Genomic DNA, 15914 nt, shown 5'->3' with positions numbered 1-15914 from the left:
CCTTCCCCCCCCCTCTCCTCCCCCCCCCCCCCCCCCCCCCCCCCCCCTCCCCCCCCCCCCCCCCCCCCCCCCCCCCCCCCCCCCCCACACCCGTTGACGACATGGGGCAGCTTGTCACTCCAACGGACTTGAGCGACAAATCGGGAGTCGCAACCTTTAGCGTTGCGAAAGTGGCTTCGCGACGGCACCTTCCCCGCGCCAGTAGGCACCGCGGTCTGGCCCCCAGGTAATGGACGATTCGGGTGTTCAGCCGGACATCACGCGGGTCGGCTAGCCCAGCAGGAGCTTCACCAGCCGCGCGATCTGCTCGGTCTCGATCAGGAACGAGTCGTGCCCGTAAGGCGAGCCGATGACGGCGAACTCCGCCCCGTCGATCCCGTCCGCGATGGCCCGCGACTGGTACAGCGGGTAGAGCCGGTCACTGTCCACCCCGGCCGCGACGGTGCGCGCGGTGATCCGGCCGAGCGCCTTCGCGGCACCGCCCCGCCCGCGGCCGACGTCGTGGGTGTTCATCGATTCGGTGAGCACCACGTAACTTCCGGCGTCGAACCGGCGGGACAGCTTGCCGGCGTGATGGTCCAAATAGGACTCGACGGCGAACCGGCCGCCGCGCAGCGGGTCTTCACCGTCCTGGTGACGACGGCCGAAGCGTTGCTCCAGTTCGGCTTCACTGCGATAGGTCGCGTGCGCGATGCGGCGCGCGATGCCGAGACCCGGGCCCGGGCCGCCACCGGGGACGTCGTGGTAGTCGCCGCCGTGCCAGCCCGGATCGGCCCGGATGGCGTGCAGTTGCGGCGCCGCCCAGGCGATCTGGTCGGCCGACGCCTGCGCCGTCGACGCCAGGACGAGCAGTGCCGCGACCCGGTCCGGCTCGCTCACCGCCCATTCCAGCGCGCGCATCCCGCCCATGGACCCGCCGACCACCGCGGCCCACCGGCCGATGCCCAAAGCGTCGGCGAGGATGGCCTCGGCGCCCACCTGATCCCGTACGGTCACAGCGGGAAACCTGCTGCCCCAAGGTTTTCCGTCCGGGTGCGGCGAAGACGGGCCGGTCGAGCCCTGGCAGCCACCGAGCACGTTCGGCACCACGACGAAGAACGCGTCCGTGTCGATGGCCTTGCCCGGCCCGATCAGGCCGTCCCACCAGCCAGGGCTGACGTGGCCTTCCTCCGCGGGGCCGACGGCGTGGCTGTCCCCGGTCAGCGCGTGCTCGACGAGGATCGCGTTGGAGGCACTGGGATTCAACGTTCCCCAGGTCTCGTAGGCGAGTGTGAAGGGCAGCGTCCGGCCCGTTTCGAGCGTCTGGACACCGGTGACGAACCGGCGCCGACCTGGCGGATCTCCCTCCCGCCACACACCGGTGGCGGGAGGGAGATCGGGAGCCTGGGTCACAGAGCCGCCTTGGCCGCCCGGAATCCGGCCTCGAGATCGGCCTTGAGGTCCTCGATCCCTTCCAGCCCGACGGCGATCCGCACGAGACCCGGCGTCACCCCACTGGAGGCCTGCTCCTCGGGCGTGAGCTGGCTGTGCGTCGTCGAGGCCGGGTGCACGATCAGGCTGCGCACGTCGCCGATGTTGACCAGCTGGCTGTGCAGTTCCGTACCGTCCACAAAGGCCCGTCCGGCTTCGACACCGCCACGCAGGTCGAACGACAGCACCGCGCCGGCACCCTTCGGCAGGTACTTCTTCGCGGCCTCGTGGTACGGGCTCGACGGCAGCCCGGCGTAGTACACCTTCTCGACTTCGTCGCGCTGCTCCAGCCATTCGGCCAGCGCTTGCGCGTTGGACACGTGCCGCTCCAGACGTAGCGAAAGTGTTTCGATCCCTTGCAGGATCAGGAAACTGTTCAGCGGCGCGATCGCGGCGCCGGTGTCACGCAGGATCTGGACGCGGGCCTTGGCGGCGTACGCGCCCGGGCCGAGAGCCTCCCAGTACTTGAGGCCGTGATAGCTCGGGTCGGCCTCGTTGAAGCCCGGGAAGCGGCCGGGATCCTTGCCGAAGTCGAAGGTACCGCCGTCGACCAGCACCCCGGCGACCGTCGTGCCGTGGCCCCCGAGGTACTTGGTGGCCGAATGGACCACGATGTCGGCGCCGTGCTCGATCGGCCGGACGAGGTACGGTGTCGGCACGGTGTTGTCCACGACCAGCGGGACACCGGATTCGTGCGCGGCGTCGGCGACGGCGCGGATGTCGAGCACGTTGCTGCCCGGATTGGCCAGCGTCTCGGCGAAGAACAGCTTCGTGTTGGGCCGGACGGCCGCCTTCCACTGCTCGATGTCGTCCTGGTCCTCGACGAACGAGACCTCGATGCCGAGTTTCGGCAGCGTGTAGTGGAAGAGGTTGTAGGTGCCGCCGTAGAGCGCCGGGCTGGAGACGAAGTGGTCGCCCGCGTTCGCGAGGTTGAGGATGGCCGCCGTCGTGGCCGCGCTTCCGGAGGCGAACGCCAGCGCCGCGACGCCGCCTTCGAGCGCGGCGAGCCGCTGCTCGAGCACGTCCTGCGTGGGGTTGTTGATCCGCGTGTAGATGTTGCCCGGCTCGGCGAGGCTGAAGAGATCGGCACCGTGCTGGCTGTCGCGGAACACGTACGAGGTGGTCTGGTAGATCGGGGTCGCCCGCGCGCCGGTGGCGGTGTCCGGCGCCGCACCCGCGTGGATCTGCTTGGTCTCGAACGACCATCCGTCCGCGCTCATCGCGATTCTCCTAGCGGCTCAAGGGGTTCGGCTGTTGACACCGAAGCTAGCTCCGCCGGATGGAGCACCCAACTACTCTCACGAGGTGGGATTCCTCTCCTGGAGAGCGAACCTGTTGCCCTCCGAGTCGGTGAACATCGCCCACCAGCCCCACGGCTGCTTCTCCGGACGCGCCGGGAACTCGACTCCCTTCGCCGAAAGCTCCTCATACGTCTTTTCGATGTCGTCGGCGTAGAAGAAGAAATTGCCCGTCGGGAGTTCGTCACGCACTTCGAACCGCTTGAGGTCCTCCGGCGCGGTACTCAGGACGAGTGCCGTCGCGCCATCGGCGGACGTGACCTCGACCCACCGGCTTCCCTTGTCGTCGTAAGGCACGTCGGTGGTGATCTCGAATCCGACGACCTCGGACCAGAACCGCTTCGCCCGTTCCTGGTCGGTCACGCCGATGACGATCTTGTGCACGCCCCGAATCGCCATATCCGGCTCCTTTGTATCCATCATGGATATAACGAGACCGGAGTGTATGCTTCCCGGATGGCCGACGGCAACCCGCAGCTCACCCCCGCGGCGTTCCAGACCCTGCTGGCGCTCGCGAAAGGCCGCGCGCACGGCTACGCGATCATGGGTTTCGTCGACGAGGTGAGCGGCGGTACCGCCCAGCTCGGCCCGGGCACGCTGTACCGGACGCTGGCCCGGCTCGTCGCCGACGGCCTGGTCGAAGAGGCGCCGGACGCGAGCGAGGACCAGCCGCACGACTCGCGCCGTCGCTACTACCGGTTGACCCGCGCCGGCCGGGACGTCGCCGCCCGCGAGGCGGAGTTCCTGAGCAGGCTCGTCGCCGTGGCAGGACAGGCCGGGCTGCTGAAGCGGGCGGAGTCGGCGTGAACCGGGCGCTCGGTTTGGTGCCGCATTTGTTCGTCAAGGACGTCGACGCGTCGCTTCCTTTCTACGCCAAGGCTTTCGGCGCCGTGGAGCTGTTCCGCAACGTGCTGCCGAACGGCGTCGTGTTGTTCGTGGAACTCGCCGTCGGCGACGCGCGGCTGCTGGTGAGCCAGGAGATCCCGCGGTTGGACGCGCTCGCGCCGACGACGCTCGGCGGCACGCCGATGCTCCTGACCTTGGAGACCGAGGAGCCCGACGACCTCGTGCGGCGCGCGGTGTTCGCGGGCGCGCGGGTGGAGGCGCCGGTCGAGGAGATGTTCTTCGGCGAGCGCTACGGCCGGATCGTCGACCCCGACGGGCACCGATGGGCGCTGACGACCAAACGGGAGCGGTTCACGCCCGAAGACATCGACGCGAGAACCCCGCGCGAGGTCTGACGTGTGCGGCGGTCCGGTGACCGGCGGACGTCTCCTCGGGCAGCGCGTCAGCGCGACGAGGAGACTTCACCGCGCCCGCCTCTTTGGGGCCGGAGGCCCACGAAAACGCGACGAAGGGGCACCTCGAAGCTCGACGCGAGCGGCCTTCGAGACTGCCCCTGCGGCGCGTTTTCGTCAGCGGGCGCAAAATAAGGCATGGTTTCCGTGCGGAGCGTCGTCGATCGAGTCGGTCCGACGCTGTTGCACGCCCTCCAGGTCCCCGAGGAGTCTCCCGCCGTCGGTGACGTCGTCATCGCCGAACCCGGCAACACCCTCGCCGCGGGCGACCTCGTCCTCGGCGTCGCGATCACGGAAACGTCGGACGCCGCCGAACTTGTCAAGGTCAGCGCGTCGAAAGGTGCCGCCGCGGTCCTGCTGAAGCCGCCGCTCGCGGCGAAACCCTCGGTGAAGCGGGCGGCGAAGTCGGCGGACATCGCGTTGATCGAAGTGCGCTCGGCGACGTCGTGGGCCCAGCTCGTCTGGCTGCTCAGGACGGTCCTCGACGCGCTGGCCGACGAGTCGGACGCGCTGGAGGACGGCGGCGGCCCCGGCTCCGGTGACCTGTTCCGGCTCGCGGACGCCGTCGCTTCGGTGGTCGACGCGCCCGTGACCATCGAGGACACCAACTCACGGGTGCTCGCCTACTCGGCCCGGCAGGATCTGACCGACTCGGCGCGCGTGTCCACGATCATGGGCCGCCGCATCCCCGACGACGTACTCGCGCGGTTCCGGTCACGAGGGGTGTTCCGCGAACTTTCCCGTGGGCGGCAAACGATCTTCGTGCCCGCGCAGCGCGACGGCACGCTGCCCCGGCTCATCGTGCCGATCCGGATGGGCGGTGAGCTGCTGGGGTCGATGTGGGCGGTCGTCGCGGGCCCGGTCTCCGACGAACGCGCCGCCGCCTTCGCCGACGCGGCACCCGTCGTCGCGCTGCACCTGCTGCGCCGCCGCGCGCACACCGATTCCCAACGCCGGGTCTCGGCCGAACTCCTGCGTGCCGTACTCGAGGGGAACGCCAGCCCGCGCAAGGCGATCGCGGAACTCGACCTGTCCGAGGAACCGCATCGCGTCGTGGTCGTCGAGGTCGCCGGTGGCGACGGCCGCGACGACGAAGGCCTGCGGCTGGCCCTCCTCGAACGGATCTCGCAGGGCGTCGGCAGGCGGCCGGTGGCCACCGAACTCGGCGGCATGCTCTACGCGGTCGTCCCGGACGGCGACGGCTGGGACGAACTCCGGGCCGCGCTCGAAGCCCTGCCGTCGTCGAGGAAGGGCGGGACACCACGGGCCGCGGCGGGGTCGGCCTGCGAAATCGGCGAGCTCGCGAGGTCGCGTGTCCAGGCCGACGAGGCACTCGGCCTGCTTCGCGCGAAGCTCGTCCCTGGCCGTGTCGTGGTCTTCGACGAGGCGTGGACGGCCCTCTCGCTGCACCGCGGAGCGACGGCGGCGAGCAGCGCGAAGGTCGCCGAACTCGGCCCGCTCGGCCTGTTGCGCGCGCACGACGAAGCCCACGAGAGCGGCTACGTCGACACGCTGTACCAATGGCTACGGCATCCCGGAGACCCGCGTGCGGCCGCGAAGGAACTCCGGATCCATCCCAACACCCTGCGATACCGGATGCGGCGGCTGCTCGACCTCGTCCCGCTGGATCTCGACGATCCCGACGTCCGGCTGGCCTTGATCACCCAGCTCGTTTCCCTGCGCTGGAGTTGATTCAACTACAAACTGCTCAGTACCGAACACTTTGTAGTGCGACAAAATCGTCCGCGGACGTCAGGAAAGGGTCCTTCAAGACGTTTTAGGTCCTGAAAGACCCTTTCCTGACATCCGGCGGTTCAGTGCGCGCTGGCGCGATATCCGTCCTCAATGGTCTGCCGTACCGCGGCGAGCAGATCGGCACCGGGGTAAAGCGGCAAAAGAACACCAGGGCCACCGTCGACCCGCAGCGCGGCCTCGTAACCGTGCCCCGGGGTTTCGACCAGGCCCACGACGACATCGGCCGGATTGCCTTCGGTGTCGACGGTGCGGACACGCCGCTCCCGCCGCCAATCCTGATTTGTCATGCGGAACAGAATGGCAGCTTACCGGCCAGTAAGATCAACATCTTGACTCGATCGTGCTGCATTTACCATTTCGCAGGTGGCACGGCCGCGCCCACCCCCAGCGAACGCGGCCGTGTTTCACACCCGATAACCGAGGTCTTCGGCGACGAATCGCTTCGGCACCATCCGGACCCAGACGGTCCCTTTCGCCTCGGGATCATCGTGCAGGTACGAGCGAAAACGCGCATCCCATTTGTGCTCGTCGGGTCCGAGGTACCGGCTCAGCAATCGCCGTCCACGGGGGACGTCGAACGGGAGAATCTCCGCTTCGCCGCGCGCGAGCACCTGCCGCACCAGGCCGGTGCCGACGTCGCACACGTCGACGGTCACCGCGATCGACGGCGATGCGCGGACGAGACCGGCCAGCCGCGCCACGGTCCGGTGAGGATCCAGAAAGCCCGCTTCTCCCAGAGGTACCAGGTCGGGCGCACGGTCGGCCCGGCCGCGGCGACCCTGGCCGTGAGCGGACCGGCGAGGAATTCGTCGACGTCGAACATCAGATCTCGAGCAACGTCTTGCCGATCGCGCCACGCGACTGCATGACCGCGTGCGCGTCCGCCGCCCGTTCGAGCGGGAACCGTTGACCGATCACGGGTTCCAGCCGTCCGGCGGCGGCTTCGGCGAGCGCCGACTCGGTGAACGCCCGCATCTCGGCCGGCCCGCCGAGGCCCCGGATCACCGTGACCCCGCGCGCGGCGGCGTCCTCTTCGGACACCTCCGTCCACGAACCACTCGAGAGCCCGTAGATCAGCATCCGGCCGCCGGGCCTCAGCAACCCGAACGACGCCGCCCCGATCTCACCGCCGACCCCGTCGAACACGACGTCGACCTCGCCCGCCTTCGCCACCCAGTCCGGCTCGCGGTAGTCGACCGCCAGATCGGCACCGCGGTCCCGGACGTGCCCGATCTTCTCCGGACCACCCGCCGCGCCGACGACCTCGGCGCCCGCGGCCTTGGCGAGCTGGACGACCAGCCCGCCGACCCCGCCCGCCGCGGCCTCCACCAGCACCCGCTCGCCGGGCCGGATCCGCGCGGCGGTCACCAGCGCGGTCGCCGTGCGGCCGTCGGCGAGGATCGCGACCGCGGCGTCGAGCGCCAGGCCGTCCGGCACCTCGAAAACGGAATCCGCGGCGACCGCGACCTGTTCCGCGTACGCCCCGGAACCGCCGGTCGAGGTGACGACGCGCTTGCCGACCAGGCCGAGATCGGCCCCTTCCCCGACCGCGCTGATCACGCCGCCGACGCCGTTGCCCGGGATCATCGGCGGTTCGGCGTGAACCGGCCCGCCCCCGCCGGCCCGGAACTGCGTCTCGACGAACGTGATGTTGGCGAACGCCACCTCGACCAGGACCTGACCCGCTGCGGGTACCGGATCCGGGGCTTCGCCCGCGACGAGCACTTCGGGCCCGCCGAACTCTGTCAACCACACGGCTCTCATGGGCCCAAGGTGCAGGCTCCAGTTTACTGGAGGTCAAGCGATTGTGCTGTGGAAACCATGATCGATCATCGACATTGTCGCGCGCACACGATGACACCGCCGTCAGGGTGGCTCACCGTGAGTGGCAGCACCTTTGTTCGCAGACCCGCCGCCAGGAGGCATCCCGTGCGTATCGCCGTCCCCCGTGAGATCAAGAAGCACGAGTACCGGGTGGCGCTCACCCCGGCGGGCGTGCACGAACTGACCGGGCGCGGCCACGACGTCTTCGTCGAGACCGCCGCCGGTCTCGGCTCCTCCATCACTGACGAGGAGTACGTCGCCGCGGGCGCGAAGATCCTCGCGACGGCGGAGGAGACCTGGTCCGAGGGCGAACTCGTGCTCAAGGTCAAGGAGCCGATCGCCGAGGAGTACCCGCGGCTGCGCGCCGACCAGGTGCTGTTCACCTACCTGCACATCGCCGCGGACCGTCCGCTGACCGACGCGCTGCTGGCCGCGGGCACCACCGCGATCGCCTACGAGACGGTGCAGACCCCGAACCGCGCGCTGCCGCTGCTGGCGCCGATGTCCGAGGTCGCCGGACGGCTGGCCCCGCAGGTCGGCGCGTTCTCGCTGATGAAGCCGAGCGGCGGCCGCGGCGTGCTGCCCGGCGGCATCCCCGGCGTCCACCCGGCGCGCGTGGTCGTGATCGGCGGCGGTGTCGCCGGCCTCAACGCGGCGCGGGTCGCGCTCGGCCTCGGCTCGGACGTCGAGATCCTCGACACCAACGTCGACCGGCTCCGCCAGATCGACAACGACTTCGGCGGCCGTATCCGCACGGTGACCTCGAACGCGCTGTCGGTCGAACAGTCCGTGCTGGAGGCCGACATGGTCATCGGCGCGGTGCTCGTTCCCGGCGCGAAGGCGCCGAAGCTGGTCTCGAACGAACTCGTCGCGCGAATGCGCCCGGGCAGCGTGCTGGTGGACATCGCGATCGACCAGGGCGGTTGCTTCGCCGACTCGCGGCCGACCACGCACGACGAGCCGACCTACAAGGTCCACGAGTCGGTGTTCTACTGCGTCGCGAACATGCCGGGCGCGGTGCCCCGGACGTCGACCTACGGGCTGACCAACGTGACGCTGCCGTACGCCGTCCAGCTGGCGGAGCACGGCTGGCTCAAGGCGCTGCAGGCCGACGCTTCGCTGGCGAAGGGCCTCAACACGCACGCGGGCGCCCTGACCAACGCCCCGGTCGCGGCCGCGCACGGCCTGCCCGCCACGGAGCTGGCCGACGTCCTGGCCTGACCCCACGCCACTCTCCCACGCGGGGGACCTTTGCCACCCCAGTGCGCGAAGGTCCCTCGCTCCTTTTCGCCGCCCCACACTTCGGACGGCTTTCGAGGCCATACCGAGCTGCCCCCCAATGCCGCATCGGGGACACTGAATGTCCCCACGCCTAGCCCCTCACCAGGCCACGGCGCTCTGCGGCGTAGGTCCCCTCACCAGATCACGGCGCCCGCGCCGCAGAGCCCCTCACCAGGCCACGGCGCTCTGCGCCGTAGGCCACCCACCCACCCGCCAACCGCCGCCGGACGGACCGTGGGGGTCCGGGGGGCTCGGCCCCCCGGGTGATACGACGAAGCCCCACCTCCGGGAAGACGCGCCAGCGTCGACCAAGGCAGGGCAAAGGGGCTGAGGGCGGCCCGCTCGACCAGCCTGGGGGTCACTGGGAGCGGGCCGCCTCCTTCATCGTAGGTAATAAGTCGCCGTCGCGCTGCATGGGGTTGCCATGTCGTCCGAAATATTTATTCACGGACCGCCGTCGCTGTCGGTGAATTTTCCGCGCTTCTGGCGCATATCCCGTAGTCAACGGCCATTCGGCCCAGCGCCGGTTGCGCTGGAGGACGGAGTCGTCACCGCACCGAACGTGACGAAGGTCGCTTTCGCTGGATTGACCCCTTCCGCGAGTACGGACCCACGTCGTGAGGCAGGATGTCGCGTGATCGGCCTTCGTCAACAAAAGGGGACGGTATGCACGACGGCAGTGGCCGCATCGCGGTGCAGAATCTGAGCAAGCAGTTCGGCGCGGTCAACGCGGTCCAGAATCTGAGCTTCACGGTGGAGCCCGGTTCGGTGACCGGCTTCCTGGGGCCGAACGGCGCAGGGAAAACGACGACGCTCCGGATGCTGCTCGGGCTGGTGACGCCCACGACCGGCACGGCGACCATCAATGGGCGCCCGCACGACCAGCTGGGGAATCCGGCGCGGGTCGTCGGTTCGGTGCTGGAGAACGAGGGTTTCCACCCTGGGCGTACGGCGCGCAATCACCTGCGCGTGTACTCGGCGGCGATCGGGATGCCGGATCAGCGGGTGGACGAGGTGCTGGGGCTGGTCGGCCTTTCGTCGGCCGCGGACCGCAAGGCCGGCGGGTTCTCGCTCGGTATGCGGCAGCGGCTGGCGCTGGCGACGGCGTTGCTGGGGAACCCGCAGGTGCTGGTGCTGGACGAGCCGACGAACGGTCTCGACCCCGAGGGCATCCTGTGGCTGCGGAACTTCCTGCGCGCGTATGCGCGTGAGGGGCGCACGGTGCTGGTTTCGAGCCACCTTCTGAACGAGGTGGAGCAGACGATCGACCAGGTCGTGATCATCAGCCAGGGCATGACCCGGTACAACGGCTCGCTGGACCAGTTGCGCAAGAGCAACCAGTCCCGGGTGCTGGTGCAGTCGGCCGACGCGAGCGGCCTCGTCGCCGCGTTGCAGGAGGCGGGCATCACGCAGGTCGCGCCGATGCCGGACGGCCGTGTCGCGGTGTCGGGTGCGACGGTGCAGCAGATCGGTGACATCTCCGCCAAGGCGAGCATCGCGGTCTACGGCATGCAGGAGGAGACCGCGGATCTGGAGCGGATGTTCTTCCAGCTGACGCAGGGTCAGTACGCCGCGCCGCCGCCCGGTTTCCAGCAGGGCCCGCCGCCGGGCCACCAGGGTCCGCCTCCGGGTTACCAGGGCCCGCCGCCCGGTTACCAGGGTCCGCCGCCCGGCTACGCGCCGCAGAACACGCCGCCGCCCGGTTTCGCGCCGCCGCAGCAGTTCCAGCAGGGCCAGCCGCCGCAACCGCAGCAGTACCAGCAGGCGCCGCCTCAGCAGCAGGCGCAGCAGCAGGGCCAGAACGAGGGCTGGGGAGGCCAAGGCTGATGGGCAACCTGATCAAGGCGGAGTTCCGCAAGACGCTCACGCTCAAGGCGTGGTGGGCGCTGATGATCCCCGCGGTGGTCTTCGCTTTCGCGTTCGCCCTGTTCTGGGGCATGATCACCAACGACTTCAGTGACTTCCTCGGCCGTTCCGACACCCGTGAGCTGACCGAAGCGCTCGGCATCTCGACCGGCGAACTGCCCGTCGGCCTGCTCGCGCTCGGGCACGGCATCAACATCGGCACGATGATCCCGATCATCTTCGGTGTCTTCGCCCTCGCCGGCGAGTACACGAAGAAGACGATCACCACCACTTTCCTCACCGCCCCGAACCGGGTTTCGGCGTTGAGCGCGAAGATGATCACCTACATCGCCTGGGGCGCGATCTACGGCGTGATCATCGTGGGCGCGGCGAGCCTCGGCACCGTGATCACGGTCGACAGCGCGCGCCTGCCGACGGCCGGCCAGTGGCTCGGCGTGCTCGGGGCGGGCGTCCTCGCGACCATCCTGGCGACGTTGTTCGGCATCGGGGTCGGCGCGGTCTGGCGCAGCGTCGTCGGCAGCATCATCACGCTGACCATCTGGATGCTCGTGGTCGAGAACGTCCTCGTGTTCGTGATGTTCGGTGCCGCCGACATCACCTGGCTGGGCGGCGTCCTGCCGAACGGCACGGTCAACGGCATCGTGGGCGCCATCGGCGCCGAGGCGTTCGGCGCCGCCGGCGTGAAGGTTCCCGGTCTCCAGGACGAGACGGCGTGGGCACTGCAGTACGCGGCGGGCGCTCCCGGCGCGTTCTCGTGGTGGGCCTCGGCGCTCATCTTCTTCGGCTGGACGATGATCTTCTTCCTCGCCGGCTGGGCCGTGAACCAGAAGAAGGACATCACGTAGGTCACCGTCCACAAGCGCCATGAACGGTCCGTTACTTGCGAATTTTGCAAGTAACGGACCGTTCATGGCATTCGGCCCTGCGCGAACCGGCCGGTCCTGTCGGTGGGGCCGCATAGGCTTGCGGGGTGACCACTGCTCCACCTCGTCCGCGTCAAGCGAGCCCGGCACGTGAGACCGCCCCGGCACCCACCGGAGGCTGGATCCGCCGCCTGGCCGCTTCGTGCTGGAAACATCCTTGGCTCGTCGTGCTGTCGCTGGGCGCCGCCGTCATCGGCGTCGGGTTGCAGGCCGCCGGCCCACTGCTGATCCGCGAGGCGCTCGACGACGCCGTCGCGGGCGAAACCTCCCGTCTCGGCCTGCTCGCCGCCGTGATGGCGGTACTGCAGGTGCTGACCTTCGGCAACGCCTTCGCCCGCCGGTACGTCGGCGGACGGCTGGCTCTCGACGTCCAGCACGATCTGCGCCGCCAGGTGTTCAACGCGGTCTCCCGGCTCGACGGCGGCAAGCAGGACGCGCTGCGCACCGGGCAGGTCGCCTCCCGCGCGATCTCGGATCTCCAACTGGTCACGTCGGTCCTGATGCAGGTGCCGCTTTCGGCGGGATCGGTGATCTTCGCGCTCCTGTCGCTCGGCGCGATGCTGTGGATGTCGCCGACCTTGACCCTGATCGCGATGGTCGTCGCGCCCGCGATCGCGATCATCATGGCGGTGAGCCGGAAACGGCTCTTCCCCGCGACCTGGGCGGCCCAGCAACGCGCTGCCGACGTCGCGCAGCAGGTCGAGGAGACCGTCACCGGCGTCCGCGTTGTGAAGGGCTTCGGCCAGGAGGCGCGCGAAGTCGCGAAGCTGGAGAAGACGGCGAGGAAGCTCTTCGCGGAACGCATGCGCTCGGCGCGGCTCTCGTCCTTGCCGACGGCCACGACAGCGGCGCTGCCCGCGGCCGGGCAGGTCGCCGTGCTGGCGGTCGGCGGCGTCCTCGCGCTGAAAGGCGAAATCAGCCTCGGCACCTTCCTGGCGTTCGCCACCTACCTGTCCATCCTGATCGGCCCGGCACGGATGATTTCGAGCCTCGTCGTCCAAGCCCAGCTGACCAGGGCGGGTGCGGAACGGGTCAACGAACTGATCGACGCGCAGCCGGACGTCGTCGACAGCCCCGACGCGCGGCCGCTGCCCGAAGGCCCTCTCGGCGTCCGGCTGGAGGACGTCTCCTTCGGCTACACACGGTCGGATCCCGTGCTCGACGGTCTCACGCTGGAGGCCCGGCCGGGCGAAACACTCGCTCTCGTCGGCACGGCCGGTTCGGGCAAGTCGACGATCTCCTTGCTGCTGCCCCGGTTCTACGACGTGCACAGCGGTTCGGTCCAGGTCGGCGACCTCGACGTCCGCGACGTCCGGCAGCACGACCTGCGCGGCGTGATCGGCGTGGTCTTCGAGGAGGCGTTCCTCTTCTCCTCGTCGGTGCGCGACAACATCGCCTACGGCAGACCGGACGCGAGCGACGAGGAGATCCGCGCGGCCGCGCGGGCGGCGGAAGCGGACGAGTTCATCCAGCGCCTTCCCGAGGGGTACGACACGCTCGTCGGCGAGCGCGGCCTCACGCTTTCGGGCGGGCAACGGCAGCGGCTCGGCCTCGCCAGGGCGCTGATGACCGATCCGCGCGTGCTGGTCCTCGACGACGCGACGTCCGCCATCGACACGGTCACCGAGGCGGCGATCCACGACACGCTGCGTTCGGTCACCGCGGGCCGGACGACCCTGCTGATCGCGCACCGCCGCTCCACCCTCGCCCTCGCCGACCGCATCGCCGTGCTGGACAAGGGCCGCGTCGTCGACGTCGGAACCGAGGAGGAACTGCTGGCGCGCTGCCCGCTGTTCCGCGAACTCGTCGCGGGGCCGGGTGACGACGTCGAGGAACCGCATCGCTGCGAGGGCCTCGACTGCGGCCCTTCGGGAGTCACCCCCGCCCTGTGGCCGGAGCAGGACAACGCCGACGAACTGGCGGGCGAGCGGAAGGGCGCCGGCGGCGAATGGGACGTCGACCTGCCACCGAGCGGGGAACTCCTCGAAGGCGTCCGGAAACTGCCACCCGCCACGGACGTCCCGCGTCTGCCGGGCACCGACGTCACCGCGCCCGAACCGAAGTTCCGTCTCGGCCGCTTGCTGAAACCGGTGCGCGGCCCGCTCGCCGTGGTGATCGGGCTGGTCGCGGCGGACGCGCTGGCCACCATCGCGATGCCCGCGCTGTACCAGTTCGGCATCGACAACGGGGTGCGCGCCGGAGTGGAGGCGATGATCTGGCTGGCCGCCGGGATCGGCGCTCTGGTGATCCTCACGGACTGGCTGGTGGTCTACCTCCAGACCAGGATGACGGCACGGGTCGGCGAGACGGTGCTGTATTCGCTGCGCGTCCGCAGTTACGCCCATCTGCAACGGCTCGGGCTCGACTTCTACGAACGCGAACTGTCCGGGAAGATCATGACCCGAATGACGACCGACGTCGACGCGCTCTCGACGTTCCTGCAGACCGGTGTCGCGCAGGCCGTGGTGAGCGCGCTGACGCTGGTCGGGATCGCGGCGGCGCTGATGATCACCGACATCGGGCTCGCGGCGTACGCGCTCGCGGTGCTGCCGATCCTCATCGTGGCGACGGTGATCTTCCGCCGTGCGTCGTCCAAGGCGTACACCGAAGCCCGGGAACGGGTGAGTGTCGTCAACGCGGACATGCAGGAGAACGTGAACGGGCTGCGGGTCGCGCAGGCGTACACCCGCGAGGAGCGGACGGCGGAGAAGTTCGCCTCCCGCAGCGACGAGTACCGGCGTTCACGGCTTCGCGCCCAACGCTATGTCGCCACCTACTTCCCTTTCGCGGCGATGCTTTCCGGATTGGCCGAGGTCGTCGTGCTGATCGTCGGCGCGAACCGGGTCGCGGCGGGCACGCTGTCGGCCGGTGTGCTGGTGGCGTTCCTGTTGTACCTCGGCCAGTTCTTTTCGCCGATCCAGCAACTGTCCTCGGTGTTCGACGGCTATCAGCAGGCGCGGGTCGGCCTGGCGCGCATCGGCGACCTCCTGCGCACGCCGACTTCCGTTCCGGCGGCGGAAAACCCGGTCCCGGTTCCGGAGCGGCTGCGCGGCGAGGTCTCCTTCAAGGACGTCGATTTCGCTTACACCACAACGGATGAACCCGCGCTGAAGCAGCTGACGCTGGAGGTCGCCGCCGGAGAGACCGTCGCCTTGGTCGGTGCGACGGGCGCCGGCAAGTCGACGGCGGTGAAGCTCGTCGCGCGCTTCTACGACGCGACAGGCGGCGTGGTCCGGATCGACGGAACCGACATCCGCGAGTACGACCTCGGCGCCCTGCGCACGCGGATGGGCGTGGTACCGCAGGAAGCGCATCTGTTCTCGGGAACCGTCGCGGACAACGTGCGCTACGGCAGGCCTTCCGCGACGGACGCGGAGGTCGAGGAAGCGGTCCGGTCCGTCGGCGCGCTCGACGGTGTCGCCGCGCTCCCTGCCGGTTTCCACCAGCCCGTCGGGGAACGCGGACGGTCGCTTTCGGCCGGGCAGCGGCAACTCGTCGCCCTCGCCCGCGCCGAACTCGTGGACCCGGACGTCCTCCTGCTCGACGAGGCGACCGCGGCCCTCGACCCCTCCACCGAAGCCGCCGTCCTACGCGCGACGGAACAACTCGCACGCCGCCGCACGACGTTCGTGGTCGCGCATCGCCTCGCCACCGCCGCCAAAGCGGACCGGATCATGGTGCTGGACCACGGCCGGATCATCGAACAGGGCACCCACGCGGAACTGGTCGCCGCGGATGGCCACTACGCGCGGCTGTGGTCACTGGGCTGATGCTGGGTCGTGAGTGGCGTTTCGGGTTCTGGTGAACCCGTATTTGCCTGCCCACGGGAATCCGGCCTGTCTCGCTGCCGTTTGGGTTCGTGCTGGGTGGTGTGAGCGGGGAGGGTTCCGGGCAGTGACCGTCCGGAATCCTCCTGCTCGATGGTGGTGGGTGCAACGCCCTCTCGACGATGGAGGAATCGGGACACTCACCGTCCCGATTCCTCCATCGTCGACACCCGGCACGCGCTGAGCGCGCGAGACCGGCCTGGTCAGGCGTAGGTAAGCACATACCGGTCCGTTCTAACCCGAAATGCCACTCACGACCCCGGTGACCCCCACCCAGCCGACAGATCCAGCTGGGATCGCGCCCCCGGAGCCGACGGCTCCCCACCCGAAGGAAGTACTGCCTTCGCCTGCGCCCCAGGTAGTCCAGCGGGT

General features: G+C 69.6%; 14 protein-coding genes. 7 read left to right on the top strand and 7 right to left on the bottom strand.

What is annotated here, in order from left to right; all coding sequences use genetic code 11:
• Positions 1-270: 270 nt before the first annotated feature.
• The 3 genes from metX to ACZ6DT_RS09340 form a co-directional block, all read right to left on the bottom strand.
• Positions 271-1392, bottom strand: a complete 1122-nt coding sequence (metX, locus tag ACZ6DT_RS09350; protein ID WP_465591139.1) for a homoserine O-acetyltransferase MetX — start codon at positions 1390-1392, stop codon at positions 271-273.
• Positions 1389-2690: a bifunctional o-acetylhomoserine/o-acetylserine sulfhydrylase gene (locus tag ACZ6DT_RS09345; protein WP_465591136.1), complete on the bottom strand. Its 1302-nt coding sequence runs from the start codon at positions 2688-2690 to the stop codon at positions 1389-1391. The genes metX and ACZ6DT_RS09345 overlap by 4 nt, the downstream gene beginning before the upstream one ends.
• A 78-nt stretch (positions 2691-2768) precedes the next feature.
• A complete protein-coding gene (locus ACZ6DT_RS09340) occupies positions 2769-3167 on the bottom strand; it encodes a VOC family protein (RefSeq protein ID WP_465591133.1) in 399 nt (132 codons plus the stop codon).
• 57 nt (positions 3168-3224) lie between these two features.
• Here ACZ6DT_RS09340 and ACZ6DT_RS09335 point away from each other — a divergent pair, with 57 nt between their 5' ends.
• From ACZ6DT_RS09335 to ACZ6DT_RS09325, 3 genes are all read left to right on the top strand, one after another.
• A complete protein-coding gene (locus ACZ6DT_RS09335; RefSeq protein WP_034309234.1) occupies positions 3225-3575 on the top strand; it encodes a PadR family transcriptional regulator in 351 nt (116 codons plus the stop codon).
• Complete coding sequence (locus ACZ6DT_RS09330) at positions 3572-4009, top strand: VOC family protein (protein ID WP_465591130.1); 438 nt, start codon at positions 3572-3574, stop codon at positions 4007-4009. The genes ACZ6DT_RS09335 and ACZ6DT_RS09330 overlap by 4 nt, the downstream gene beginning before the upstream one ends.
• Positions 4010-4204: 195 nt before the next feature.
• Positions 4205-5758 carry a PucR family transcriptional regulator gene (locus ACZ6DT_RS09325; protein WP_465591128.1) on the top strand — a complete coding sequence of 518 codons (1554 nt, stop codon included), beginning with the start codon at positions 4205-4207 and terminating at the stop codon, positions 5756-5758.
• Between the two features lie 122 nt (positions 5759-5880).
• Here the strand turns inward: ACZ6DT_RS09325 and ACZ6DT_RS09320 are convergent, their stop codons facing one another.
• The 4 genes from ACZ6DT_RS09320 to ACZ6DT_RS09305 all read right to left on the bottom strand — a co-directional run bounded on the left by ACZ6DT_RS09320 (position 5881) and on the right by ACZ6DT_RS09305 (position 7585).
• Positions 5881-6108: a hypothetical protein gene (locus ACZ6DT_RS09320; protein WP_005150660.1), complete on the bottom strand. Its 228-nt coding sequence runs from the start codon at positions 6106-6108 to the stop codon at positions 5881-5883.
• A 117-nt stretch (positions 6109-6225) separates the two neighbouring features.
• Entirely contained in the window at positions 6226-6522 is a 297-nt protein-coding gene (locus ACZ6DT_RS09315) for a hypothetical protein (RefSeq protein WP_465591125.1), read from the bottom strand.
• Entirely contained in the window at positions 6474-6644 is a 171-nt protein-coding gene (locus ACZ6DT_RS09310) for a hypothetical protein (RefSeq protein WP_465591123.1), read from the bottom strand. Before ACZ6DT_RS09310 ends, ACZ6DT_RS09315 begins: the two co-directional genes overlap by 49 nt.
• Positions 6644-7585, bottom strand: a complete 942-nt coding sequence (locus tag ACZ6DT_RS09305; RefSeq protein WP_465591120.1) for a zinc-binding dehydrogenase — start codon at positions 7583-7585, stop codon at positions 6644-6646. The genes ACZ6DT_RS09310 and ACZ6DT_RS09305 overlap by 1 nt, the downstream gene beginning before the upstream one ends.
• Before the next feature lie 165 nt (positions 7586-7750).
• Between ACZ6DT_RS09305 and ald the strand changes: the two genes are divergently transcribed.
• The 4 genes from ald to ACZ6DT_RS09285 all read left to right on the top strand — a co-directional run bounded on the left by ald (position 7751) and on the right by ACZ6DT_RS09285 (position 15485).
• Positions 7751-8866 (top strand): alanine dehydrogenase, encoded by a 1116-nt coding sequence (gene ald, locus ACZ6DT_RS09300; protein WP_465591117.1) that lies wholly within the window; start codon positions 7751-7753, stop codon positions 8864-8866.
• Positions 8867-9592: 726 nt separating this feature from the next.
• Complete coding sequence (locus ACZ6DT_RS09295) at positions 9593-10753, top strand: ABC transporter ATP-binding protein (RefSeq protein ID WP_465591114.1); 1161 nt, start codon at positions 9593-9595, stop codon at positions 10751-10753.
• Positions 10753-11637: an ABC-2 transporter permease gene (locus ACZ6DT_RS09290; protein ID WP_465591112.1), complete on the top strand. Its 885-nt coding sequence runs from the start codon at positions 10753-10755 to the stop codon at positions 11635-11637. The genes ACZ6DT_RS09295 and ACZ6DT_RS09290 overlap by 1 nt, the downstream gene beginning before the upstream one ends.
• Positions 11638-11762: 125 nt before the next feature.
• Positions 11763-15485 carry an ABC transporter ATP-binding protein gene (locus ACZ6DT_RS09285; protein WP_465591109.1) on the top strand — a complete coding sequence of 1241 codons (3723 nt, stop codon included), beginning with the start codon at positions 11763-11765 and terminating at the stop codon, positions 15483-15485.
• Positions 15486-15914: the final 429 nt, after the last annotated feature.

It is taken from the genome of Amycolatopsis sp. NPDC041971, assembly GCF_055588925.1.
Note: the sequence above shows the minus strand (reverse complement) of the source record. Positions and strands in the feature narration are given on the sequence as shown.

Coding starts and splice junctions, on each gene's coding strand:
- ACZ6DT_RS09305 (WP_465591120.1), bottom strand. CDS start 7,585: ATGAGAGCCGTGTGGTTGACAGAGTTCGGCGGGCCCGAAGTGCTCGTC.
- ACZ6DT_RS09335 (WP_034309234.1), top strand. CDS start 3,225: ATGGCCGACGGCAACCCGCAGCTCACCCCCGCGGCGTTCCAGACCCTG.
- ACZ6DT_RS09290 (WP_465591112.1), top strand. CDS start 10,753: ATGGGCAACCTGATCAAGGCGGAGTTCCGCAAGACGCTCACGCTCAAG.
- ACZ6DT_RS09310 (WP_465591123.1), bottom strand. CDS start 6,644: ATGTTCGACGTCGACGAATTCCTCGCCGGTCCGCTCACGGCCAGGGTC.
- ACZ6DT_RS09325 (WP_465591128.1), top strand. CDS start 4,205: ATGGTTTCCGTGCGGAGCGTCGTCGATCGAGTCGGTCCGACGCTGTTG.
- ACZ6DT_RS09295 (WP_465591114.1), top strand. CDS start 9,593: ATGCACGACGGCAGTGGCCGCATCGCGGTGCAGAATCTGAGCAAGCAG.
- ACZ6DT_RS09320 (WP_005150660.1), bottom strand. CDS start 6,108: ATGACAAATCAGGATTGGCGGCGGGAGCGGCGTGTCCGCACCGTCGAC.
- ACZ6DT_RS09340 (WP_465591133.1), bottom strand. CDS start 3,167: ATGGCGATTCGGGGCGTGCACAAGATCGTCATCGGCGTGACCGACCAG.
- ACZ6DT_RS09345 (WP_465591136.1), bottom strand. CDS start 2,690: ATGAGCGCGGACGGATGGTCGTTCGAGACCAAGCAGATCCACGCGGGT.